Origin of the sequence: Streptomyces coelicoflavus, assembly GCF_003112555.1 — a bacterium.
Lineage (GTDB): Bacteria > Actinomycetota > Actinomycetes > Streptomycetales > Streptomycetaceae > Streptomyces > Streptomyces coelicoflavus.
Genome location: NZ_BEWB01000004.1, coordinates 763553 through 787821 on the forward strand (window position 1 = coordinate 763553; position 24269 = coordinate 787821).

A 24269-nucleotide genomic window follows, 5' to 3' on the forward strand; every position below is an offset into this window, starting at 1 on the left:
GGCTTGTTGCTCGGGGCTCGGGGCTCGTCGCTTAGGGCTCGTTGCTCGGGGCTCGTTGCGCAGGGCTCGTCGCTCGTGGCCGGCCGCTCGGGGCCTGTCGTTCAGGGCCGAGGAGCCAGGATCGTGTGGGTGACGTGGTTGGTCAGCGCCGTGTGCATCGCGTCCGCGGCACGGTCGGCCGACGGGCCGCTCACGGACAGGACGTGCGTCGCCAGGCCGTCGATCAGCGCGGTCAGCGTCAGCGCCGCCGCCTGCGGATCGGCCTCGGCGCGGAACACGCCCTGGGCGACACCCCGGCGTACGACGTCGGCGACGGTCTCCCGCCACTGCCGGTAGTACTCGGAGTGCAGCCGGCCCACCGCCGTGGAGCGCGCGGCCTCGGCCCACAGGTCGAGCCACACCGCCCACTGGCGGCGCTGCTGCGCGGTGCGCGGCGTTTGCAGCGCGACGAGCTGGCGCAGCTCCGCCGCCGCGTCGTCCGCCTCGGCGAGGAGGGCGGCGCGGCGCGCGGTGTCCTCGTCCATGCACCAGCGCACGGCCGCCTCGAGGAGTTCGGCGCGGCCGGGGAAGTGGTAGTGGATCGCGGCGCTGCTGGTGGCGCAGGCGCGGGCGATGTCGGCGACCCGCACCGCGTGGAAGCCGTGCTCGGCGATCAGCCGCACCGTCTCCCGGACGATCTGAAGCGGCCGCCCGCCCTCGACGCCGACGGCCGGTGCCGTGGTCTTCTCGCGGGGCCGGGTGCCGAGCAGCCGGCCCACGTCGACCCGGCCCTCGTCGGCGATCCGCGCCAGCTCCGCGGCCGTGAAGCGGCGGGTGCCGCTCAGCGAACGCGAGAGCTTGGACGGATCCATCACGACACGGCGCGCGAACTCGCGCTGGCTGACGCCCGCCGTCGCGATGACCTCGCGGACGCGGGCGGCGGTGTCGGCGCTCGGTGCGCCGTCGGGGACGTCGTCGGTTTCCACGGGCCACGACCCTAGGCATGTGTTGCGGAAAACTCAACACGAGGTCGCGAAAAACTACCGATGTCCAGCGCATTGTCATGCTGACTGGCGTGTCAGTCAGACGCGCAACGCCCCGAGGGGGCGACGTGGAGGCAGCGGCGGCCCCGTTCCATCACGGTTGAGTACCGGGCCCGGAAGCGTGGCTTCCGTCACAGCTCACGTGATCATGTCCCTGATGAGATCACCGGATGCTCGGTTTCCTCGTCCGTCTCCTGCCCTTCTGGGTCCGTGAACCCCTCCTCATCGTGGTCGGGTCCGTCTTCGGCGTACGCATCGCGTATATGGCCATCGACGAGAAGGACTGGGTCCTGGGAGTGATCGGCGCGGTGTTCCTGGTGGCCACCGCGCTGCGTGTGCACACGGTGGTCCAGGCCCTGCGCGCCCGCCGGAACCCGGCTCCGGCCGCCTCGGTGGACGGGACGACGCCCGACACTCCGGCCCCGGCCCCGGCCCCGGCCCCGGCCCCGGCGCCGCAGCGTCCCGCTCCCGCCGCTCCCGCCGCTCCCACCGTGCGCGAGAAGGAACCCAACGCGTGGGGCCAGGCGTTCGCGGCCGTCGCGGTGTTCGCGGCCCTCGGGGCCGCGGTGTGGCTGGGCCCGAAGCTGCTGCCCTCCGAGGCCCACGGCACGCCGCACGCCGTCTCGTGTCCGGACGGACAGGAAACCGAGCTGCCGAGCGCCTACAAGAAGCCGCCCCGTACGGTGACCGGCGCCGAGCTGTGCGAGGCGCTCAACACGCCCGATCTGGCCCGGCTCCTCGGAACGCCGGCGGAGACCGCGACCGGGGCGTCCGCCTCCAACAACACCGCTCCGCTGACCGGCGGCAAGGTCGCCCAGCCGGAGGCCAAAGTGGAGTTCGACACCTACACCGTGAACGTCGCGGTCACCTACAACCACCTGTCGATCGCCCAGTACGTGAAACTGATGGACTACGGGAACGAGATCGACGTCAAGAAGACCGAGGTCCTCGGCCGGCCCGCGGTCTTCTCCTCCGACCACACCATGAAGATCGAGATCAGCCTCGGCGGCGCGTCCGGCGGGCCCGTCGAGCAGGGCCCCCTGGCCCGAACGCTGGCCGTGGCCCTCGACGCGAAGGACCGCGGCGGCTACTACGAGATCACCGTGTGGAGCACGTCCGGAGCCTTCCCCGACGACGACGCCCTCCTCGACATCACCGAGAAGGTCCTCCCGGCCGTCCCCGCGCGCAAAATGTGACAAGGCGCCCGCCGATACGCCGTCGCCGTCGTCCGGCGTGTCCCGGAACCCGCAACGGGCACTGGGGGAACGATGCATGTTCCCGGGCAGTGCGCGGCCGGGCAGGAGCGGAGGACACACGTGGAACAGCGGGACGCGGCCGAGCTGCGCGGCGAGAGGGCGGCGGCGGATCCGAGCGGTGCCGTCGAGACCGGCGAAGCGGCGCACGCCGTGCCGGACGCACGGCGGCGCATCCCCCGCACCGACGTGCTGCTGCGCGACCCCCGTCTCCTGGACGCGGCGGACCGGCTCGGTCCGGAACGGGTCAGGTCGGCGGTCCGCGGCGCACAGCAGCGGGCCAGAGAGGGTGCCGTGCCGCCCGACGCGGTGGCCGACGAGGCGATCGCCCTTCTGCCGCGGACGGCGTGCGGACTCCGGCCCGTGATCAACGCGACGGGAGTGCTGCTCCACACGAACCTCGGCCGGGCACCCCTGTCCGCCGCCGCCCGGCAGGCGGTGCAGGACGCCGCCGGACCCACCGACGTCGAACTGGACCTGGAGACCGGCGTACGGGCCCCCCGGGGCCGGACCGCGCTGGCCGCGCTGCGGGCCAGGGTGCCGTCCGCCGCCGCGGTGCACGTCGTCAACAACGGGGCCGCCGCGCTCGTCCTCGCCGCCACCGCACTGGCCGCCGGCAAGGAGATCGTGGTCAGCCGCGGGGAGATGGTGGAGATCGGGGACGGCTTCCGGCTGCCCGACCTCCTGGTGTCCACCGGCGCCCGGCTGCGCGAGGTGGGCACGACCAACCGCACGACCGTCCAGGACTACGCCGGGGCCATCGGCCCCGAGACGGGCTTCGTCCTGAAGGTGCACCCCTCCAACTTCCGCATCACCGGCTTCACCCGCGCCGCCGGCATCTCCGAACTCGCGCCGCTCGGTGTCCCGGTGGTCGCCGACATCGGGTCGGGACTGCCGGCCCCCCACCCGCGCCTGCCGGAGGAACCTGACGCCCGGAGCCAGCTGGAGGCCGGAGCCGCCCTGGTCACCGCCAGCGGGGACAAGCTGCTCGGCGGGCCCCAGTGCGGACTCGTCCTCGGCCGGGAGGATCTGGTCCGCACCATGTCCCGCCATCCGCTCGCCCGGGCGCTGCGGGTCGACAAACTGACCCTGGCCGCGCTGGAAGCCACGCTGACCGGTCCGAAGACACCGACCGAACAGGCCCTGGAGGCCGACCCGGAGCAGCTCGCCCGCCGCGCCGAGTGGCTGGCTGGCGCGTTGCGGGCGGACGGCGTCGACGCGCGGGCGGTCGCCGGCCGGGCCACCGTCGGCGGGGGCGGCGCGCCCGGCATGACGCTGCCGAGCGCCGCGCTGTCCCTGCCCGAGCCGTACGCCACCGCGCTGCGCGCAGGAGTCGTTCCCGTGGTCGGACGGCTGGACGGCGGGCGGTGCCTGCTGGACCTCGGGTCGGTGCCGGCCGAGGACGACGAGCGGCTGGCCGAGGCCGTGCGCCGCGTGAGGGCGGGGGAGAGGTAGGGACATGCGGGTACTGGCCACCGCCGGGCACGTCGACCACGGCAAGTCCGCCCTCGTACGGGCCCTGACGGGCATGGAGCCCGACCGCTACGAGGAGGAGCGGCGCCGCGGCCTGACGCTCGACCTGGGCTTCGTCTGGACCCGGCTGGACCCGGACCCACCGGATGCACGGGACGCACCGGACGCACCGGACGTCCCTGGCCGTACGGGCAGCGCGGGCGACGTCGGTGGCATCGGTGGCATCGGTGGCGAGCACCTTGCCTTCGTCGACGTACCGGGCCACGAGCGCTTCGTCTCCACCATGCTCGCGGGCGTCGGCCCGGTGCCCGGCGTGCTCTTCGTGGTCGCCGCCGACCAGGGATGGCAGCAGCAGTCCCAGGAACACCTGGAGATCCTGGACGCGCTCGGCGTCCGGCACGCCGTGCTCGCCGTGACCCGCGGTGACCTGGCCGACCCGGCACCCGTACGGGCGGACGCCGTCGAACGGCTGGCCGCCACCTCCCTCGGCACCGTGCCGTCCGTCGCGGTCAGCGCGGTGACGGGCACGGGGCTCGCCGAACTGCGCGGCGAACTGGCCCGGCTGAGCGCCGCACTGCCCGACCCGCCGGCCGACGCCGACGTACGGCTCTGGCTGGACCGCGCCTTCACCGTGCGCGGCCACGGCACCGTCGTCACGGGCACCCTGGGAGCGGGCACCCTGCGCGTCGGCGACCGGCTCGTGACGGGTGACGGCACGAACGCCCTGCGGGTGAGGGGACTGCAATGCCTGCACGAGGAGCGGACGTCGGTCAGCGGCGTGGCCCGGGTGGCGGTCAACGTCCACGGCGGCGCCGACATCCCGCTCGGCCGGGGCGAGGTGCTGCTCACCCCCGACCGCTGGCTGCCCACCACCCTGACCGACGTCCGGGTGCACGGAAAACCGGTGGCGGAGCTCCCCCGGACGGTCACCCTGCACATCGGGACCGCCGCGGTACCGGTGACCGTCCGGCCGCTGGGCGAGGACACCGCCAGGCTCACCCTGCCCCGTGGACTCCCGCTGCGGGTCGGCGACCGGGCCGTCCTGCGGGAGGCGGGCGGACGGCGCGCCCCGTGCGGCCTGACCGTGCTGGACGTGGCGCCGCCGGGGCTGACGCGGCGCGGGGCGGCCCGGACCAGGGCGGCCGAGCTGACGGTCATGACCGGCCGTCCGGACGGTGCCGCCGAACTGCGGCGCCGCCGGCTCGTCCGCCGCCCGGATCTGGAAGCCATGGGCATCACCGCTCCCGGCCCGCCCGTCACCGGCGACTGGCTGGCCGACCCCGCGCACTGGGCCGGACTGCGCGACCGCCTGGCAGCGGAGGTGGCGCGACACGCCGAGCGCCAGCCGCTGGACCCCGGGCTGCCCACCGAGGCGGCCAGACGCCTGCTCGGCCTGCCGGACCGCGCCCTCGTCCAGGCCCTCGTCGACACGCCCGGCGGGGTCGTGCTGAGCCACCGTCAAGGGCGCCTGCACGGCCCCGGTGACACACGGCCGTCGCTGCCGCCCGCGGTCCGCACAGCGGTCGACGCCCTGAGGGCGGACCTGCGCCGGTCGCCGTTCCGCGCTCCCGAGGCCGGCCGGCTGGCCGAACTGGGGCTGGACCACAGGACGCTGGCGGCCGCCGTCGCGGCCGGCGTGCTGCTGCGGGTCGCCGACGGCGTCGTGCTGCTGCCCGGCGCGGACACGGAGGCCGCCGCCGTACTGCGGTCGCTGCCCCGGCCGTTCACGCTGAGCGAGGCGCGCCGCGCCCTCGGCACCACACGCCGGGTCGCCGTGCCCCTGCTGGAGCTGCTGGACCGGCAGGGACACACCGAACGCGTGGACGACCAGCGCCGGCGCTGCCGGGAGACCGCGGGAAGCGGAGGCGGACGGGAATCGAACCCGCCTGCCCGAGATCCTCGGACACCTCGGTTTTGAAGACCGGGAGGGCCACCAGGCACCCACACGCCTCCACCGCCCGGCCAGGCTACAGGAGCGCCGTGTCCCCACCACGACCGAAACCGACCCACCGGAAGGGCCAGTTATGACGACCGTCCGCGACACACCCGTACGGCTCACGCAGTTCGCGCACGGCGGCGGCTGCGCCTGCAAGATTCCGCCGGGTGAACTGGAGGACGTGCTCGACGGTCTCGTCGGGCCCGGGACGGCGTCCGCGGACGGCTCCCTGCTCGTCGGGCTGGCCACCGGCGACGACGCCGCCGTGGTCACCCTGCCCGCGCCGGGCGGCGGTCCGGCCCGGGCGGTGGTCTCCACGGCGGACTTCTTCACGCCGGTCGTCGACGACGCCTACGACTGGGGCCGCATCGCCGCGGCCAACGCCCTCTCGGACGTCTACGCGATGGGCGGCCGGCCGCTCGTCGCCGTCAACCTGCTGGCCTGGCCCCGCGACGTACTGCCGTTCGAGCTCGCGCGCGAGGTGCTGCGCGGCGGACTGGACGTCGCCGCCGAGGCCGGCTGCCACGTGGGCGGCGGGCACAGTGTCGACGACCCGGAACCCAAGTACGGCATGGCCGTCACCGGCGTCGCGGACCCGGAGCGGCTGCTGCGCAACGACACGGGCCGCCCCGGACTGCCGCTGTCGCTCACCAAGCCCCTCGGCCTCGGCGTCCTCAACAACCGGCACAAGGCCACCGGCGAGCGGTTCGAGCAGGCCGTGGCGACGATGGTGGCGCTGAACCGGGACGCGTCCGCGGCGGCCCTGGCGGCCGGGGCCACCTGCGCCACCGACGTCACCGGCTTCGGCCTGCTCGGTCACCTGCACAAGCTCGCCCGCGCCTCCGGGGTGACGGCCGTGCTCGACACCGCCGCCGTGCCCTGCCTCGACGGGGCCCGGGAGGCCGTCCGGGACGGGTACGTCAGCGGCGGCACCCGGCGCAACCTGGAGTGGGTGGCCCCGTTCACCGACTTCGGCGACGCCGACGCCGACACCCGGCTGCTCCTCGCCGACGCGCAGACCTCGGGCGGACTGCTGGTGGCGGGCGAGGTGCCGGGCGCCCCCGTCATCGGCGAACTGGTGCCGAGGGGCGCCCACTCCGTCGTCCTCGGATGACCGCGGCACCCCCCGCGGCTCGGTCCCTACGACTCGCTCCCTGCGGCTCGGTCCCTACGGCGCGGTGCCGGTGTCCTCGTCGATGCCGGCCCTGGCCCGGTAGTCCCGCACCAGCTCCAGTGCGGCCGGACCCCTCGGGCGACGGCCCGCCCTGATGTCGACGGCGAACGCCTTGGCCTCCTGGATGTGGCTGTTGGGATCCAGGGACAGGTGCAGCAGCTCGTTCGCGGCGTCGCCGGTGGCGTAGCCGTTGGGACCCCAGTGGTAGGGCAGGCCGACCTGGTGCAGCCGTCGGCCCTGCACGGTGAGCGGCGCCATGCGGTCGGTGACCAGCACCCGCGCCTCGACCACGCCGCGGGCGCTGACGATCGTCGCCCAGCCGGTGTGTTCCAGCCCGCGCGAGGCGGCCAGTTCGGGTGAGACCTCGCAGAAGAACTCCGGCTGGAGCTCCGCGAGATAGGGCTGCCAGCGGGACATGCCGCCCGCGGTGTGGTGCTCGGTCAGCCGGTAGGTGGTGGCGACGTACGGGAAGACCCCGGAGCCGGGCTCGGTGCCGCTGGGCTGGTAGCGGTTGTCCGGGTGCGGCGGCAGCAAGTGGCGGACCGGGTTGCGCTGTTGGCCGTACAGCAGATTCGGGAAGGGCGAGTCCTGCGGCTCGTAGTGCGTGGGCAGCGGGCCGTCGGTGAGGCCGGACGGCACGTACAGCCAGGCCTTGCCGTCCGCCTGCATGATGAACGGGTCGGTGCCGGAGAGCGCCGCCGGCCCCCTGGCGTCCGGCGGCGGCCGGTGGTCGGGGGCCTTGTCGGGCTTGAAGTCGGGGACGTCGTGGCCCGTCCAGGAACCCTCGTCCGCGTCCCACCACACCAGGGCCTTGCGCTCGCTCCAGGGCCGGCCGTCCGGGTCCGCCGAGGCGCGGTTGTACAGGATCCGGCGGTTGGCGGGCCAGGCCCAGCCCCACTCCTTCGCGGCCCAGTCCTGCTCCCGTCCCGGCTTGCGGCGGGCCGCCTGGTTGACACCGTCCGCGTAGACCCCGCAGTAGATCCAGCAGCCGCAGACCGTCGACCCGTCGTCCTTCAACTCCTCGTACGACGACAGGGGGTTGCCGTCGGCGTCGTGGCCGTTGATCTCGGCGAGGACGGCCTCCGCGTCCGGCTCGGCGTGCTCGCCCTTGGTGGGGTAGCCCCAGGTCAGGTCGAGCAGCGGCCGGTCCATCTCGTCGGTGGACGCGGCGAGCTTCTCCCGGACGATCCGGCCGAGGTGGAAGGCGAACCAGAGGTCGCTGCGGGCCTCGCCGGGCGGCGGTACGGCCTGGTGGTGCCACTGCAGCAGGCGCTGAGTGTTGGTGAAACTGCCGTCCTTCTCGGTGTGCGCGGCGGCCGGCAGGAAGAACACCTCCGTGCCGATGTCCTCGGTGCGCATCTCGCCCGTCTCGATCTCCGGGCCGTCCTTCCACCAGGTGGCCGACTCGATGAGGGAGAAGTCCCGCACGACCAGCCAGTCCAGGTTGGCCATGCCCAGGCGCTGCAGCTTGGCGTTGGCGGAGCCGACGGCGGGGTTCTCGCCCACGAGGAAGTAGCCCTTGCAGACGCCCTCCAGCTGGGCCATGACCGTCTCGTACGTGGAGTGCGAGCCGGTCAGCCGCGGGAGGTAGTCGAAGCAGAAGTCGTTGGCGTCGGTGGCGGTCTCGCCCCAGTACGCCTTGAGGAGACTGACGAGGTAGGAGCGCATGTTGCCCCAGTAGCCCTTGCGGGCCGCGTCCGCCTCGACGAAGGTGTCGAGGTCCTGCTGCTGGTGGGCGTGCGGCATGGGGATGTAGCCCGGCAGCAGGTTGAACAGCGTCGGGATGTCCGTGGAGCCCTGGATGGAGGCGTGGCCGCGCAGGGCGAGGATGCCGCCGCCCGGCCGGCCGATGTTGCCCAGCAGGCTCTGGAGGACCGAGGCCGCCCGGATGTACTGCACCCCCACCGTGTGCTGGGTCCACCCGACCGCGTAGGCGAACGCCGTGGTGCGGTCCCGCCCCGAGTTCTCCGTCACCAGCTCGCACACCTGGCGGAAGACGTCCTGCGGCACGCCGCAGACCTGCTCGACCACCTCCGGCGTGTAGCGGGCGTAGTGCCGCTTGAGGACCTGGAAGACGCAGCGCGGATGGGACATGGTCTCGTCCCGCACCGGTTCGCCCTCACCGATGTCGGCACCGCCGGAGCCGTGCGCCTCGCCGCGGGCGGCCTCCGTCACGCTGCTGCCGGCCCGGGTCCGCCGGTCGTACTCCTGGTCGCGCTGGCCCGAGGCCGCCTGCATCTCCGTGCCCTCGTACTGCCAGCTGCCGTTGTCGTAGCTGCGGCTGTCCGGGTCGAGACCGGAGAAGACGCCGTCGAGGTCCTCGGTGTCGCGGAAGTCCTCCCTCAGGACGACCGGGCCGTTGGTGTAGGCGACCACGTAGTCGCGGAAGTAACTCCCGGTCCGCAGGACGTGGTTGATGATCCCGCCGAGGAAGGCGATGTCCGACCCCGCGCGCAGCGGCACGTGGACGTCGGCCAGGGCGCTGGTGCGGGTGAAACGCGGGTCGACGTGGATCACCTTCGCGCCGCGGGCCTTCGCCTCCATCACCCACTGGAACCCGACCGGATGGCACTCGGCCATGTTCGAGCCCTGGATGACGATGCAGTCGGAGTGCTGAAGGTCCTGCTGGAAGGTGGTCGCGCCGCCGCGGCCGAACGAGGTTCCCAGACTGGGAACGGTGGAGGAGTGTCAAACACGCGCCTGATTCTCGATCTGTACCGCGCCCAGGGCGGTGAACAGCTTCTTGATCAGGTAGTTCTCCTCGTTGTCCAGCGTCGCCCCGCCGAGGCTCGCGATGCCGAGGGTGCGCCGGGTACGGGTCTCGTCGACCTCCCACTGCCAGCCGGAGCGCCGTGCCGCGATCACCCGGTCTGCGATCATGTCCATCGCCGTGTCCAGGCCCAGCCGCTCCCACTCGGTGCCGTGCGGGCGGCGGTACAGGACGTGGTGCTCGCGGGCGCCGCCCGTGGTGAGCTGGAGGCTGGCCGAACCCTTGGGACACAGGCGGCCGCGGGAGATCGGGGAGTCGGGGTCGCCCTCGATCTGGGTGACGCGGCCGTCCTCGACGTAGACGTTCTGTCCGCAGCCCACCGCGCAGTAGGGGCAGATCGACTTGACGACCCGGTCGGCGGAGGCGACGCGCGGGGTGAGACGTGCGCTGGTCCCGCTCTTGGCGGCGGCCCCGCGGCCCAGGGGATCGGTCCCCTTCAGCTGGCGGTAGACCGGCCAGGAGTCGATCCAGGTGCGTACGCCCATCACTCCTGCCCTTCTCGTCGTGTCCCGTCGTGTCCGTGCGTCCCGTCGTGGCGATCGTCGGCGCGAGTGCCCCGATGGGCCCGGGGCAATCACCCGGAACCGCGGGGAGCCTCCACGGGACCGTCCGATCGCGGACCGTCCGGCCGGTCCGTAGAGTCCGTGGAGTCGGTCGGACACGGCCCGGAGAGGAGACCGCGGTGCGCGGACCCGAGGTCCTGGTCTTCGACGTCAACGAGACCCTCACCGACCTGTCCGCGCTCGCGCCCCGTTTCGCGGACATCGGCCTGCCCGCCCGGCTGCTGCCGGAGTGGTTCGCCGGCGTCCTGCGGGACGGCATCGCGCTGACCCTGGCCGGCGGCCGCGCCGATTTCGCCACCGTGGCGCGGGACGCCCTGCTCACCCACCTCGCCCGGGAAGGCGCCCCGGCGGCCGACCCCGAGGCCGCGGCCGCCCACGTCCTGGGCGCGCTGCCGGAACTCCCCGTCCACCCGGACGTCCCCGAGGGCGTACGGGCCCTGCACGCGGCCGGACACCGCCTGGTCACCCTGACGAACGGATCGGCGGACACCAGCCGTGCCGTCCTGCGCCGAGCCGGACTGGCGGAGTGCTTCGCGGCCCACCTCGACGTCCAGGGAGCCGACGGGCGCTGGAAGCCGGCGCCGGACGCCTACGCGTACGCCCTGCGCGAGACCGGAGTCCCGGCCGCCGCGGCGACGCTGGTCGCGGTGCACCCCTGGGACATCGACGGCGCGGCACGAGCGGGCCTCGGCACGGCGTGGGTGCGGCGCACGCCCGTCCCGTACCCGTCGGCACGGCGGCCCGCCGACCGTACCGCCGGCTCGGTGGCCGACCTGGCCCGGCAGCTGGGCGCGGGCTGACTCAGGACGCCGGGGGAGCACCGCCGGGCTCTTGGGACCGCGCCGCGGCCGCCAGCCGCTCCCGCTGGGGCAGCACCGTGTACTTGGGGTCCTCCGCCGACGCGATCCCGGCGTGGAAGACACCGAACCGCAGGGCGGCGGAACCGGTGAGGAGGGCCGCGCCCGCGATCGCGGCGACCGCCCGGTTGCGCCCGCCGGGGCCGGCCCCGAGCGCGGCGCCCACCGAGGTGAGCGTCTCGGCCGCGCGAAGCAGCGTGCGGGCCCTGCCGTTCTCGAAGGGCTCCGCGGCCAGCCCCATGCGTCGCTTCATCAGCCGGAACGACCCGAGTTCGAGGAGGGCGCCCAGCACGGCCATGCGCCGCGCGGGGCCCGTCTGACCGGCCGGCGCGCAGACCAGCGCGAGCCCGGCGGCGGCGGTGGCCCCGGACCCGGCGAAGACGTACGGCAGCTCCCGGTGCCCCTCGTGCCAGGACGGCACGGCCGTGTCGGCGACCAGTACGGCGGTGTAGGTGGCGACCGCGGGGCCCAGCACGGCGGCGGACACGGTGGCGGCGGTGCCCAGCGGGCGGTACCGGCCGGCGACGTCGGTGGCGGCGGCGACGACGGTGAGCGGCGCGTAACCGGCCAGCAGCCACGAGCCCACGCTCATCGGGGAGGTGGGCTTGAAGACCCGGAGCATGTTGAGGAAGCGGCCGGGACGGCCCAGGTCGTGCACCAGCGCGGCCAGGGACAGGGAGACGGCACCCGCCGCCCCGAGCCCGGCCGTCCGGGCGAGCGCGGGCCGCGCGGTGGCGTGCGCGCCGGCGGCCAGCAACGAGGAGGCGCCCGCGAGTCCGCCGAGGTAGAGGTAGCCCGCGATGTCGAGGGGCTTCCACGTCGGCTTGTTGAGGATCGGTTTGCCGTAGTACGAGGAGAACTCGGCGTCGGGCACCATCGCCCGCTCGCCCCGGCCCCGCCCCCTGCGCCGACGGCGGCGGCCGGCGTGGGCCCCGGTGAGGGCGTCGCGGCCGGGGCGGGCGCCCTCGACGCCGTCGCGGGTCACGTCCGAGCCGCTCATCGCGGCCTCCTGGCGAAGCTGACGACGGCGAGCGCGGCCAGCGAGGCTGCGGCCGTCGCCGCGTGCCGCCACATGGCGGGCAGGTCGCGGGTGGTGACGACCGGGTCCGGGGGCAGGCCGTACACCTCCGGTTCGTCGAGGAGCAGGAAGAAGGCGCCGTCGCCGCCGACCCCGTCGCCCGGGTCCGCGCCGTACAGGCGGGCGTCCGCGACCCCGGCGGAGTGCAGCCGGGCCACCCGGTCGGCGGCCCGCTCGCGCAGTTCGTCCAGCGGGCCGAACTGGATGGAGTCGGTCGGACAGGCCTTGGCACAGGCGGGTTCCATGCCGACGCCGAGCCGGTCGTAGCACAGCGTGCACTTCCAGACCCGTCCGTCGTCGGGGCGCTGGTCGATGACGCCGTACGGGCAGGCGGGCACGCAGTAGCCGCAGCCGTTGCAGATGTCCTCCTGGACCACGACCGTGCCGAACTCGGTGCGGAACAGGGAGCCCGTGGGACAGACGTCCAGGCAGGCGGCGTGGGTGCAGTGCTTGCACACGTCGGAGGACATCAGCCAGCGCAGTTCGGTACGGCCCTCCGGCGCCACGGGGGAGATCTCCCCGGCGGGCGCGGCGGCCGGCGGCCCGTCACCGGGTGCGGCGGCGGACCCGCCACCGGGCGCGGGAGCGGTCGCGCCGGGACCCGGCGAGGACGGGGAGGTGCCCAGCGCACCGGCGGCTGCGAAGACGTCGACGGCTTCGTGGCCGACGCCGGGTTCCTGTCCGCCCAGTGGCTTGCGCTGTTCGATGAAGGCCACGTGCCGCCAGGTGTCCGCGCCGAGCCCCTGGGTGTTGTCGTAGGACATGCCGGTCAGCTCCAGGCCGTCCTCGGGGATCGCGTTCCACTCCTTGCACGCCACCTCGCACGCCTTGCACCCGATGCACACGGAGGTGTCCGTGAAGAAACCCATGCGGGGCGGGGCGTCCGGGTAACCGGCGGCACGCGCCACCTCGGGCTGCGGCCCGGAGAGCCGGTTCGCGCCCGGAACCTCGGTGTTGTCGGTCATCTCCGGGGCCTCCTCGCCCTGCGCAGTCGCCCGTGTGCCGTCGAGCCGGCCGGGGCCTGAGTGCCCCGGAGCCGCCCGGCCAAACGACGGCGCGAGGACCCGTGGACCACCTCTGCGGTCCGAGGACTTCCATACCACCCGGGGGTACAGTGGCAGGACGCGTCCGACCCTTGGAGGACCCCGATGTTCCTCATCGAGATCGCCTGCCCGCGCGGTGCGTTGACCGCTGACGACCGCGAAGAACTCGCCGCCGACGTCTGTCGGGTGCTGGTCGGCGCGGAAGAGGGCGTGGCGGAGGAAACCATGCGCCGTGCGCGCGCGATGACGCACGTCGGCTTCCGCGAACTCGACAGCTGGACCACCGGCGACGGTCCGTGGCGGCCGGGGAACGTGCCGCCGCTGTGGGTCACCCTCACGGTGCCGGAGGCGTGGCGCACCGAGATGTCGCGGACCACCATCGGCATGGTGCGTCGCGCGGTGCGCCGCCTCGACCGTTCGTACGGATGGCAGCGCCCCGAGGGTCACCTGTGCATCAACGTCGTCGGCATCGCCGACGGAAGCATCGGGATGGACGGCAAGCCCGGCACCGCCGATGAGGTCGTCGGCCGCATGACGGCGGAGTACCGCGCGCGAACCGATGCCGCCGGTGCAGGCCTCCCCGAGGGGGTCACGGTCGACCCGATGTGCGGCATGAGCGTGCGACTGGGGCGGGGGGCCGTCACCCTCGAGCACGAGGGCCGGACCCTGGGGTTCTGCGCGAAGAGCTGCCGTGCGGCCTACGCTCGCCGGCACGGGCTGCCGCCGGTCCCCGCGTAAGGACACGCGCTGTCCGCCCTTGCCGTCGGTGCGGGCACGGCGAACGGGCCCGTGCTCCACCCAGGCGCGGGGTGGGCACGGGCCCGTTCCTGAGGAGCCGGGCCGTGTGAGCGGTCAGACGGTGGTCTTCACCGGCTCCTGGTCGTCGTCGCCGTTGCCGGCGTTGGGGTCTGCTTTGCGGGCGCGGACGAACTCGAGGAAGGTGCCGAGTTCGCGCTTGACGACGGGGGCGAGGAGGTAGAGGCCGATGATGTTGATGACGGCGAGGGTGAAGAGGAAGGCGTCGGCCATGTCGATCAGGGTCTGGAGGGTGAGCAGCGAGCCGGCGACGGCGAAGACGGTGTAGACGACCTTGTAGGTCACTTCGCTGGCGCGGCTGCGGCCGAAGAGGTAGGTCCAGGACTTGAGGCCGTAGTAGCCCCAGGTCAGCACCGTGGAGACGGCGAACAGCAGCACGGCGACGGTGAGGATGTAGGGGAACCAGGGCAGGACGGTCTCGAAGGCGTCGGAGGTGATGGTGACGCCGCCGATGTCCTCGCCGGCGCGTGCCTCGCCCCAGCTGGCGGGGTTGGCGATGACGATGGTCAGGGCGGTCATCGTGCAGACGACGACGGTGTCGATGAACGGTTCGAGCAGGGCGACCAGGCCCTCGCTGGCGGGGTGCTTGGTCCTGACCGCGGAGTGGGCGATCGGGGCGGAGCCGAGGCCGGCCTCGTTGGAGAAGGCGGCCCGCTTGAAGCCGATGATCAGTGCGCCGAGGACGCCGCCGGCGACGCCTTCGGGGTTGAACGCGCCCTCGACGATGGAGGTGAGGGCGTCGGGGACGGCGGTGATGTTGACCAGGATCACGATCAGGCACGCGACGATGTAGATGCCGGCCATGGCGGGCACGAGCCTGCTGGTGACGTTGGCGATGGAGCGGATGCCGCCGAGCAGGACGATGCCGACGAGTGCGGCGATCAGGATGCCGAAGAACAGGGCGCCGGCCGAGGAGCCGAGTGCGCCGTCCTCGCCGCCGGTGACGGAGACGAGCTGCGCGTAGGACTGGTTGACCTGGAAGAGGTTGCCGCCGAAGAGGCCGAAGAACAGGATCAGGAAGGAGGCGAGGACCGCGAGGATCTTGCCGAGGATCTTGCCGTTCTTGCCGAAGCGTTCGGTCAGGCCCTTGGGGAGGTAGTGCATGGGGCCGCCGGAGACGGTGCCGTCGGGGTGTACTTCGCGGTACTTCACTCCGAGGGTGACCTCGACGAACTTGGTGGCCATGCCGAGCAGGCCGCACAGGATCATCCAGAAGGTGGCGCCGGGGCCGCCGATGGAGACGGCGACGGCCACACCGGCGATGTTGCCGAGGCCGACGGTGCCGGAGACGGCCGCGGTCAGCGCCTGGAAGTGGTTGACCTCGCCGGTCGACCCCTTCTCGTCGTACTTGCCCCGCACCACGTCGACGGCGAGTTTGAACTTGCGGAGCTGGATGAGGCCGAACCAGCCGGTGAAGACGAGGCCGGCGACGACGAGCCAGGCGACGATGAGCGGGAGATCGGTCCCGCCGACGGGGACGGTGTAGAAGACGACTTCTCCCAGCCACTTGGCTATGGGCTCGAAGAATCCGCTGACTGCTTCGTCGACGGACTGGGTGACGGAGTCGAGTGACACGGTGGTTACCTCGGTGACGCTGGTGGGGCGGGGTGGGGTGTCTCGCCTGGTTGAGCGGTCTCTGGGCGAACGTCGTTGTCCGGTGAGCGGACCCGGGGTGCACGGAACGGTGTCGCACCGTGACCGGGCCGGGCTGAAGCGGTGTGCAGGTCGACAACAGGTCGGCTCTTCGCCGTCGATGCCTGGCCGATCGACCTGCGAAGTTGCGCTGTTGTACCACGTCTTTGCCGAACTTTTAGTGACGTATCTCACGTCACGGCTCGTGACCAGGGGATGTTCCGACAGGTGAGACCCGACCGTTATCCGGACCCGGGAAGCGTGCCGTGTGCACCTATACGGGTGCTCTCCGGCACGGCCGTGCGCCCGTCACGGACGGACGGACCGCACGGGAGCGTGGTCATGCCCGGGGTGTTTTTGCCCCGGGCTCGCGGCCTGTCAGGCGGCCGTCCCGCCCGCGTTGCGGATCAGTCGCTGGAGCACCTTCAGCGTGGTGACGTAGTCTGCGTCGTCGATGCCCTCGTGGAGGACGGAGACGATCGAGGGCGCGAGGCCGGCAATGTCGACGCGGGCCTGTTCTCCCTCTGCGGTGAGCCACAGCCGTTTCTCGGCGTCCCGGGTCAACCAGCCGCGCTCCAGGAGTACTTCGGCCTCCGCCGCCAGATCGTCCTCGGGCCGGATGTAGGAGGCCATGGCCTGGCGCAGCTCGGGCAGGGTCATCCCCTCTCCGTCAGGCGAGATGTCGTTCTTCGACAGGTTGCGCAGCAGCCAGAACTGGGGCTGGGTGTAGCCCTTTTCGGCCTGCCGGGCCCGTATGTACGCGATGAGCGCCTCGTAGGCGACACCGGTCCAGTACGCAGCCGGCTGGCTGGCGAGTTCGGCGTCGGAGAGCTGCTGGGTCGTCATGGAAGGTCCCCTCCCAGTACTTCAGTGTGGAGCCCGCACACCGTGCAGGTCATGCGAAGAACGTAGGACCGCAAGCGCGGTTGAGGTCAAGCGAGTGATCTGGAACCTGGAAGGCTGCCTGTGGCACCTGATCACAGGTGGGACGATCTTCCGGTGGCCGGCGTGATCACGGCATCGGGACCGTCCCGGACAGCCCCGTTCGCCGGGCTGAGCCCGTGCCGCTTCAGCAAGTTGGTGACGGCCGTACGCAGGGAACCTGCGGCTGGCGGACATCGTGGCCGACCGTGGAGCCCGTCGCTGGAGGGCCGGACCCGCCGCTGTTCGGTGTCTCGAAATCAGCGGCCTGCCGGATCACGGACCGCCTCGGCGAGCTCCTCGCGCTCCAGTCGCGCCGGCGGTTCGGGAAGGACACCGCGCTCATTGTGGACGGCACCCTCGTGCCCATCCGCGACCACGCGCTCGCCGAGCAGTCGAAGAACTGCCGCTGCTCCACCAACCACCAGGTCGTCATCGACGCCGACACCCGCCTGGTCGTCGTGGTCGGCCGGCCCCTGCCCGGCAACCGCAACGACTGCCGAGCCTGGGAGGAATCGGGGGCGGAGGACGCCGTCGGCTCCCGCAAGCAGGTCCGTGCCCGCGTCGAGCCCGACGCACGGGGGCCCGTTGACCTCCGGGGTGTTCTCTTCGGGAATTCCTGGCGGCCGGTTGTTCTGACCGTTCGCGTGAGGTGGTCGCCCGCTGGCACGCTGCCTCCATGGATCACGCAGAAGTACTGCTCATCGGCGGACGAGCTGGTGTCGGCAAGACGACGGTGGGGTGGGAGGTTTCCGCGCTGCTGCGCACCGAGGCGGTCGCTCACGCGATTATCGATGGTGACTTCATGGGGCAGGTGCATCCGGCACCAGAGGGAGACCCTCACCGCGCGGAGATCACCGAGAGCAACCTGACTGCCGTGTGGACGAACTTCGCCCAGCGTGGCTACCGACGCCTGATCTATACGAACACCCTGAGTGTGCTGCCGGAAGCGGCGGGCATGTTCGAACGTGCCATGGGGGCCGGAGTGGGCATCGTACGAGTTCTGCTCACCGCCTCCGACGCCACCGCCCGCGAGCGGCTGGTGGGCCGAGAACTCGGCTCAGAGCTGGAACACGAGCTGGCAGGAAGTATCCGCAAGGCACGGCTCCTGGACCAGCGTGCCCTCGCAGAGACCGTGCGAGTGCCGACGGACGGACGGCTCGTCGCTGACATCGCGCGGGAGGTAGTGGCCGCCACCGGTTGGGCCGGGCCTCACTTCGCCCGCAGATCATGATCGTGTTGGCGGGCCGGTCCGGGAACAGGCACCCCCACCGGTGACCATCAGTGTGTGAAGACAGAAGATCGGTCGGTGGCCGCATGTCACAGCATAGATCCTGCCCGTTGGCAGGACACGTTCGAGTCCCTGTTGGGCCGCATCGCGCCGCGGTCCGCGCGGGTGGAACCGCTGCGTCGGGCAAGGGAGTTCGTTCTTGGACTGTTGTCGGACCTGCCGCGCAAGAACTGCTGGAAGCTCGCCGAGCAGGCCGGGAACGCGACCCCGGACGGCTCGCAGCATCTGCCGTCCAGGGCCAGGCGGGATGCTGATGCAGTCCGCGACGACCTCCGCGGCTTCGGTGTCGAGCAACTGCAGGACGACGATGCGGTGTTGGTCGTCGATGAGACCGGCGATCTCAAGAAGGCACCGCCACGGTCGGGGTCCAGCGCCAATGCACTGACACCGCCGGACGCATCGAGAACAGCCAGGTCGCCGTTTAACGGTCTTCGCAGGGTCCGTCTGTACGATGCTCGGGCGTCTTGCCTCACGTACCTCGCCAACAACGGGGTGCCGGATCACCTGCTCGTCAGGTGGGCCGGGCACACCGACGTGAAGACGACGAAGAAGTGGTACGTGAAGCCGGACGTGGCGGACCTGCTTCCAGCGGCGGAGGCATGGGGAGGTCTCGCAAGGGGGCGTGTGACAGATCGTGACAGATGAAGGTGTGAACCCGTGACCGAAGGCAAGACCGAGACGCTGCAATACCGCTTTGACGGGCCAGAACACCTACCAGTCCTGATCTTGGGGCCGTCCCTCGGTACCACATGGCACAGGTTGTAGAGACCGTCTTCGGGCGTCCACGTCAGTCCATATTGGGCGGGTTGTGGCAGGTCAGGGCGTTGCGGTCCGGGGGCGTCGGCGTAGTTGGTGACAGACGCGTGACAGCGCCGGTGATACGGCGAAGCCCCGTGGGGACCACCCCCACCGGGCTTCTTTAGGTAGCCGGCTACGACGGAGGGCGGGGTTTGGTAAGGATATCGATGCCGACGGGCAGTTTTTTGGGCGTGTGGACAGAGAAGCAGGAGGTAGGGCACCAAGCCGTACCCGACGCACGGTCGTCTGCTCCAGCATGCAGTCTGCTTTGCCTGAGCAATGGGGTCTGGTCGCATCCCCCCGGCATGTCGGCGGGCCAGCGGGGTGCCGTCAGGAAGTTGGGCAGCTTGGGTTTGCAGCGTGTGGCGCGCTTCAGAACTTGTGGAGATGCTCCACTCGGAGCCCGGTGGGCGGCGGAGAACTCTTCCCCAGCGACGCTCCGGGACATCAGGTCCCCACGCGGCTCGGCTCAGCTGGCCGTGCGTCCCCACTGGGATCCGATCTGTTGCCACTCGTCCTCCAACGCCGTGCGACGCCGACGGTTGAGGACCAACCTGGCTCCGTAGTAGCCGGCAGCCGCCGTCGTGACGACGGCGAACGACGAGGCCGCACCCATGAAGGCGGCGTCCACGCCTGCCTGTGTTGCGGTCGGGGGCGCGGGCGTCAAGTTGTTCTGCCGGTCCGTCCAGACCGACACTCGGGAACCCGCCTTGAGTGCTCCGTCGACCGCGGCCTTGCCCGAGTGCCAGGTACCGTCGGGCGCCGTCCAGCGCACGGTCGCGTCGACGCGGCCCCCCGTCGTCCCGTCGGCCAGCGCGTTGTGGGGCACGTCCGACACGAGCGTGGCGGTGACGGCATGGCGCTCCGCGCGTCGTTGGGCGGCGCTGTGGGCGGAGACCTGTGCCCCGAGCACTCCTGCGACGGGGCCCACCAGAGCGATGACGAGCCAGACGATCAGCAGGATCCATGCCTCGAGCACGTCCTCGCGCCGACGCAACGGATTGCGGCGCCAGCGCCACAGAGACCGTCGAATGGTTCTGTTTCCGCGCATCGTGACCACCTCCGGCTGTCGTCTCCAGCCTCACGCCGTGGGATCCGGTGCAACAGGGGCCCTTCGGGCACCGCCCGGGTTCCTCATGGGTCGTCCGGCCCTGATCGTTCGCGGTGCTTCGTAGGACGTCTACGACGCGTCGACGTGCGGACGGCCGACGAGGAGATCGCCTCCCGTCGATGCCCGCAGAGAGCCGACGCAGCCACCCTGTCGGGTCACCACCACGCCCGTGGGGGGATCCCGCCGCGCTTTATGCCTTCGTGCACGCGCGAAGAGGGCCGTTCGGCACCACGTCGGGACCCTCAACCGTCTAGTGGGCACGGCGCCGGCGCGTAACCCTGGGTAGGGAGCCTCATCTACGGAGAGGGACGGTCATGTACGCACACGTTGGCGACCGGCTTGTCGTGGAGAGCCCTTCCACCGGTGTCACTCGGCGGGACGGTGAGATAGTCGGCCTGCACCACGACGACGGGACGCCCCCGTACGACGTGCGCTGGTCGGACACCGGGGACGTCACGCTGGTGTTCCCCGGCCCCGACGCGCATGTGGACCGGCTCGGGGAACCGCGGCGGCCGATGCCGCAGGCGACGCGGACTGCCGGCCGGACGCACCACGGCTCGGTGTACGGCGGTGACGCGGGGGACGTGGGGCGGCGCCTGGCCGCAGCCCGTCGCCGCAAGGGTCTCAGCATCGAAGCGGTTGCCGAGAGAGCACGTATGGCACCCGGCTATCTGTCCTACTCGGAGACGCGTACAGCCGACCCGGGCTCCGGCACTCTGGTGCGGCTGGCAGACGCCTTGGGGACGACGTACGGCGCATTGCAGGGAGGTGGCACGGACCGACCGCCCGGGCGGGGATCGGCGCTGCGCGACCCGCACCTGCTCGACCTCGGCGAAGAGGAGTGCCGGGGCCTGCTCTCCACTCGCGGAGTGGGACGCATCGCGTTCACTTCGGAGGACGGTCCTGCCGTGTTTCCGGTCAATTACGAGGTGACAGACGGGGCCGTGGCCTTCCGTACCGCCCCCAACTCCACAACGGCCTCGGCCGTGGACCAGCGGGTCGCCTTCGAGGTCGACCAGGTGGACGACGCCATGAGCCAGGGATGGAGCGTCCTGGTCGTGGGTCGTTGCCGGGCCGTGACAGATCCCGTTGAAGCGACACGGCTGGACGAGGCCGCGCACGCCAGGCCCTGGGCCGGGGGACGGCGGATCGACTGGCTGGCCGTGAACATGGAACGTCTGACCGGGCGGCGCATCACCTCGGCGGCCGAGTCGTGAGCGGTGCGCCGTTGGGCGCGGCAATGGAATCGACTCGGCCGACGTGGCTTCCCTGTCCCTGACCGTCGTGGCGCCGGAGCCTGCCGCCGGAGGAAGTGGCTGCCCTGCGTGCGGTGGTGTCCCACTGCACAGTGACGAACTCGATGGCCAGTCCTCCGGAGACGGAGCTACGGATTTTGAGTGACGGTGGCGTGTGAGTCGCCTGTGAGCCAGGTGACCAGCGCCGAGACCTTACCCGAGCGTCGCGTACCGATCCGCCCGGCGCAGCGCGGCATAGGAGGAAGGGGACCCGTCCACGCCCACGACCACGCGTGCTGTCGGCTCAGAGGATTGCATAGTCACCTCACTCGTACGTGCTTCCCGTCTCTGTCCACGCTGCCCGCTGTCGGCGTGACGCGCCAGCCGACTACATCGGTGGTTCACGCCATGTAGCCGGTGCCCCTTGGGCCCCGGGGAGGAGATGCGAGGCGAGCAGTTGTTCCCGAAGCCCTTCCGCCAGCCCGGACAGCCGCTCCGAGATTACGGCCCGCCCCGGCTGAGGAGAGCGTAGTCGGAGGGTCTCGGAGGGAAGAGCCGCCAGGTCCGCCGTCAGGCGGACTCGTGCCGCGGGCAGGGCGTCTGGCTGGCTCAAGCAACGTCCGTCGCGCATCAGCGTGCGAAGGAGTGGTTCCGAACCGGCCGGTGCCTCTTCCTCCCGTAGCGCGATGATGTCCGGGTGGCCCGGACGTCGGTACACCTGCTTGCTCCCCGGCAGCGTCGTCTTGCCCGACGCCAGTTTCATGACCGGGTGGCCGTCGTACTCCACGAGCTTGTAGGCGGAATCGAGGTAGGGGGCGTCGGCGGAGGTGCCGACACGGGTGCCGACCGCGTAGACGTCGATGGGCGCGCCCGAGCGGACCAGGGCGTCGACCCGGTACTCGTCGAGGCCACCGCTGGCGATGACGCGCACGCCGGGCAGGCCGGCGGCGTCCAGTTCGCTGCGGGCCCGCCGGGAGAGATCATCCAGGTCGCCGCTGTCGAGCCGGACGGCGCAGCCTGGCCCCCGCTCTAGGTCACGCAGGACCCGGGCTGCCGTGCGCACCCCGCGCTCCGTGTCGTACGTGTCCACCAGGAAGGTCACGGGCCCGGGATGGGAGCGGGCGAAGGCGCGGAAGGCGGCCTCCTCGTCGGGGAACGCCTCGATGTAGGAGTGGGCCATCGTGCCGGATGCGGGCAGCCCCCATCGGACGGCCGCGGCCACGTTGCTGGTGCCCGCGAAGCCTGTCAGCGCCGCGGTGCGGGCGGCCTGCAGCCCGGCGCAGGTGCCGTGCGTGCGGCGCAGCGAGAAGTCGACCACCGGGTGTCCGGCAGCAGCCAGGACGGAGCACACCGCTTTGGACGCCACGGCCGTCTGGTGCGAGATCTGGTTGAGCAGAAAGGTCTCGACCAATTGGGCCTGCGAGATCGGAGCGGTCACCTCCAGGAGTGGCTCTCCCGCGTACACGATCCGGCCCTCGGGCACGGCGCGCACCTCGCCGGTGAACGTCATGCCACTCAGGGCGGCGACGTCGGCGGTGGGCCGACGCAGGGCGGAGGCGAACACCTCCAGGTCGGCGGCGGTGACGCGGAAATCACTGAGGTAGTCGAGCGCCGATTCCGTCCCCGCGCTCACGAGGAAGCCCCGCTCGGGAGGCAGTGAGCGGATGTCGCCTCCGGGGAAGAAGAGGGGGCTGACGACGAAGCCGTCGGTGCTGATCACGAGGTCGGGGTGGTCGGGCAGTAGGGCAGCGTCCTCCAGGGCGCCCGGTCGTCCGCCGAGAGCGGGCAGCACATGGGTGTCCAGCAGGTCGCCGGTCGTCCGGCTGCCCGCCCCGTGGCCGAGCAGAACCGCCTCGTCCTCGTGAGGGGGCGGGAGGCTGGTGGCGTTCATGAGGGCGCTCCTTCTTGGACGTCCGGGCAGTGGTGTCCGTGGGAGGCGGGTATCTGTGAGCACGTCGCCGGCTGCGCACTCGGGATCTTCGGCGGTCGTGGGATCACCAACGGCACATCGCACGGTGGCATCGTCGACCGGGCGGAGCCTCGGCGGGACCCGGGCCGTCGGCCGGCCCGGACTCGGCCCTGGTCGGTCGCCCGGCACATCGGCTAGTACGGCATGGGGCGTCCCGACGGTGTACGCAGGTCGGGTGGATCCGGCCGGCGCGGTGGGCGCGGGCGCCTTGTCATCTGGAGTCGTTCCATGACGATCGCCTCGTCTTGCGGTAATCCCCTGATTCACAGCCTCACTCACGTACGGGGGCCGGACCAGGGGCCTCTGGGTTCATGGCGCGGTCCCGGTCGGCCTAGGTCCTGTCTCTTTGGAGGTCTGACGCCTTGGATGAGGGCCGATTACTCTGTCGTGATGGCCAAGAGGATTGAGTCGGAGCTGGTGGTTGACCTGCGGGGTAGGTCGATCGAGACGCTCGATGACTTCTGGGACGCCGTGGCTGAGCCTTGCGGACTGCCGGAGTGGTTTGGCCGGAACACGGAAGCCTGGCGGGACACCATCCAGACGCGGGGCATCTCCGAGGTCATCGACAGCTATGACGTCCTGGTCGTGCACGTGGACAAACGAGGAGTCTTCGCGGCCCGGAACCGCGAAGCTCGAGCCCTGCGAAGCGTCTTTTCAGGGAGGCAGTCGCGTCTGGTCGTGCACGAGCTGCTCTGATCACCGCGTCGAGCGGGACCAGATCAGGATGGCCGCCAAGTGCAAAGCAGCCTCGTAGGCCAGGGCAAGCTTGTCCGTGCGCATCGCCAGACCACGCCACTGCTTCAAGCGGCTGATGCACCGTTCGACGGTGTTGCGCTGCTTGTACGCCTCCGCGTCGAAGCCTGGTGGCCGGCCTCCGGCTCGCCCTCTCCGCAGGCGGTGTCCGACCTGGTCGGCAGGCTGCGGGATGACGGCGCGGATGCCTCGCCGTCGGAGATGGCTACGGATCGCGCGGGAAGAATAGGCGCGGTCCGCGAGGACGGTCTCCGGTCGAGTCCGGGGCCTGCCGAGTCCGTGTCGCGGGACGCGGATTCTCGCCATGACGGCCTCGAATGCCGGAGCATCACCCGCCTGACCAGCGGTGACGTAGAGGGCCAACGGCCGTGCCCGGTTATCGCTGGCCAGATGTACCTTCGTACTCAGGCCGCCACGAGAACGTCCGAGTGCGTGATCGTCGGGTTCCGACCGTCGCGCAGCCCCCTTTTCACGGCCCCAGCCGCGTGCTGATGGGCCCGGCAGATGGTGGAGTCCAGCGAGACCGTCCACTCCACGTCGTCATCCGCGTCGGCGGTGGCCAGGACTGCGGCCA

The 24269-nt window shown here is 71.8% G+C and carries 16 protein-coding genes, 1 tRNA gene and 5 pseudogenes; 11 read left to right on the forward strand and 11 right to left on the reverse strand.

All coding sequences use genetic code 11. The features are described from left to right. Positions 1-101: 101 nt before the first annotated feature. Complete coding sequence (locus tag Sco07f_RS11640) at positions 102-965, reverse strand: TetR/AcrR family transcriptional regulator (protein ID WP_108987778.1); 864 nt, start codon at positions 963-965, stop codon at positions 102-104. A 227-nt stretch (positions 966-1192) separates the two neighbouring features. Between Sco07f_RS11640 and Sco07f_RS40110 the strand changes: the two genes are divergently transcribed. The 3 genes and pseudogenes from Sco07f_RS40110 to Sco07f_RS11660 all read left to right on the forward strand — a co-directional run. Next, the gene (locus tag Sco07f_RS40110) at positions 1193-2218 is read left to right on the forward strand and encodes a DUF6215 domain-containing protein (RefSeq protein WP_167468072.1); all 1026 of its coding nucleotides are present in this window, start codon (positions 1193-1195) and stop codon (positions 2216-2218) included. 210 nt (positions 2219-2428) lie between these two features. Then, on the forward strand, positions 2429-3730 hold the full coding sequence (selA, locus tag Sco07f_RS11655) for an L-seryl-tRNA(Sec) selenium transferase (protein ID WP_244942037.1): 1302 nt from the start codon (positions 2429-2431) through the stop codon (positions 3728-3730). Between the two features lie 4 nt (positions 3731-3734). Further along, positions 3735-5573 (forward strand): annotated as a pseudogene (locus tag Sco07f_RS11660) (SelB domain-containing protein); the annotation flags it as partial. A 34-nt stretch (positions 5574-5607) separates the two neighbouring features. Here the strand turns inward: Sco07f_RS11660 and Sco07f_RS39750 are convergent. Further along, positions 5608-5701: transfer RNA gene (locus tag Sco07f_RS39750), tRNA-Sec, on the reverse strand. A 71-nt stretch (positions 5702-5772) separates the two neighbouring features. Here Sco07f_RS39750 and selD point away from each other — a divergent pair. Next, a complete protein-coding gene (gene selD / locus Sco07f_RS11665; RefSeq protein ID WP_108987782.1) occupies positions 5773-6798 on the forward strand; it encodes a selenide, water dikinase SelD in 1026 nt (341 codons plus the stop codon). Positions 6799-6852: 54 nt separating this feature from the next. Here selD and fdh read toward each other — a convergent pair whose 3' ends face one another. After that, positions 6853-10113, reverse strand: coding sequence for a formate dehydrogenase (gene fdh, locus Sco07f_RS11670; protein WP_174855340.1), 3261 nt, complete (start codon positions 10111-10113; stop codon positions 6853-6855). A gap of 197 nt (positions 10114-10310) precedes the next feature. Between fdh and Sco07f_RS11680 the strand changes: the two genes are divergently transcribed. Next, entirely contained in the window at positions 10311-10991 is a 681-nt protein-coding gene (locus Sco07f_RS11680; protein WP_087789002.1) for a haloacid dehalogenase type II, read from the forward strand. 1 nt (position 10992) lies between these two features. On the opposite strand, the gene nrfD is transcribed toward Sco07f_RS11680, so the two are convergent. Beyond that, positions 10993-12048, reverse strand: a complete 1056-nt coding sequence (gene nrfD, locus Sco07f_RS11685) for an NrfD/PsrC family molybdoenzyme membrane anchor subunit (RefSeq protein WP_174855341.1) — start codon at positions 12046-12048, stop codon at positions 10993-10995. Further along, on the reverse strand, positions 12045-13091 hold the full coding sequence (locus Sco07f_RS11690; RefSeq protein ID WP_108987784.1) for a 4Fe-4S dicluster domain-containing protein: 1047 nt from the start codon (positions 13089-13091) through the stop codon (positions 12045-12047). Before Sco07f_RS11690 ends, nrfD begins: the two co-directional genes overlap by 4 nt. Positions 13092-13274: 183 nt before the next feature. Between Sco07f_RS11690 and Sco07f_RS11695 the strand changes: the two genes are divergently transcribed. Next, entirely contained in the window at positions 13275-13907 is a 633-nt protein-coding gene (locus tag Sco07f_RS11695) for a hypothetical protein (RefSeq protein WP_108987785.1), read from the forward strand. Positions 13908-14021: 114 nt separating this feature from the next. On the opposite strand, the gene Sco07f_RS11700 is transcribed toward Sco07f_RS11695, so the two are convergent. Further along, positions 14022-15560 carry an alanine/glycine:cation symporter family protein gene (locus tag Sco07f_RS11700; RefSeq protein WP_007445783.1) on the reverse strand — a complete coding sequence of 513 codons (1539 nt, stop codon included), beginning with the start codon at positions 15558-15560 and terminating at the stop codon, positions 14022-14024. A 435-nt stretch (positions 15561-15995) separates the two neighbouring features. Further along, entirely contained in the window at positions 15996-16463 is a 468-nt protein-coding gene (locus tag Sco07f_RS11705) for a winged helix DNA-binding protein (protein WP_108987786.1), read from the reverse strand. Between the two features lie 153 nt (positions 16464-16616). On the opposite strand from Sco07f_RS11705, the pseudogene Sco07f_RS11710 reads away from it, so the two are divergent. From Sco07f_RS11710 to Sco07f_RS11720, 3 genes and pseudogenes are all read left to right on the forward strand, one after another. Then, a pseudogene (locus Sco07f_RS11710) lies at positions 16617-17077 on the forward strand (transposase); the annotation flags it as partial. Between the two features lie 140 nt (positions 17078-17217). Continuing rightward, on the forward strand, positions 17218-17772 hold the full coding sequence (locus tag Sco07f_RS11715) for an AAA family ATPase (protein WP_007445829.1): 555 nt from the start codon (positions 17218-17220) through the stop codon (positions 17770-17772). 132 nt (positions 17773-17904) lie between these two features. Further along, positions 17905-18251 (forward strand): annotated as a pseudogene (locus Sco07f_RS11720) (transposase); the annotation flags it as partial. An 845-nt stretch (positions 18252-19096) separates the two neighbouring features. Here the strand turns inward: Sco07f_RS11720 and Sco07f_RS11730 are convergent. After that, complete coding sequence (locus tag Sco07f_RS11730; protein WP_108987814.1) at positions 19097-19678, reverse strand: Rv1733c family protein; 582 nt, start codon at positions 19676-19678, stop codon at positions 19097-19099. Between the two features lie 374 nt (positions 19679-20052). Between Sco07f_RS11730 and Sco07f_RS11735 the strand changes: the two genes are divergently transcribed. Then, on the forward strand, positions 20053-20955 hold the full coding sequence (locus tag Sco07f_RS11735; protein WP_108987787.1) for a pyridoxamine 5'-phosphate oxidase family protein: 903 nt from the start codon (positions 20053-20055) through the stop codon (positions 20953-20955). Between the two features lie 243 nt (positions 20956-21198). Here the strand turns inward: Sco07f_RS11735 and Sco07f_RS40570 are convergent. Together Sco07f_RS40570 and Sco07f_RS11750 are read right to left on the reverse strand one after the other, a co-directional pair. Continuing rightward, positions 21199-21291 (reverse strand): annotated as a pseudogene (locus tag Sco07f_RS40570) (universal stress protein); the annotation flags it as partial. A 70-nt stretch (positions 21292-21361) separates the two neighbouring features. Continuing rightward, a complete protein-coding gene (locus Sco07f_RS11750) occupies positions 21362-22864 on the reverse strand; it encodes a nicotinate phosphoribosyltransferase (RefSeq protein ID WP_244942034.1) in 1503 nt (500 codons plus the stop codon). Positions 22865-23332: 468 nt separating this feature from the next. Between Sco07f_RS11750 and Sco07f_RS11755 the strand changes: the two genes are divergently transcribed. Continuing rightward, positions 23333-23638: a barstar family protein gene (locus Sco07f_RS11755; protein ID WP_108987816.1), complete on the forward strand. Its 306-nt coding sequence runs from the start codon at positions 23333-23335 to the stop codon at positions 23636-23638. Here Sco07f_RS11755 and Sco07f_RS11760 read toward each other — a convergent pair. Continuing rightward, positions 23639-24269, reverse strand: a pseudogene (locus Sco07f_RS11760) (IS5 family transposase); the annotation flags it as partial.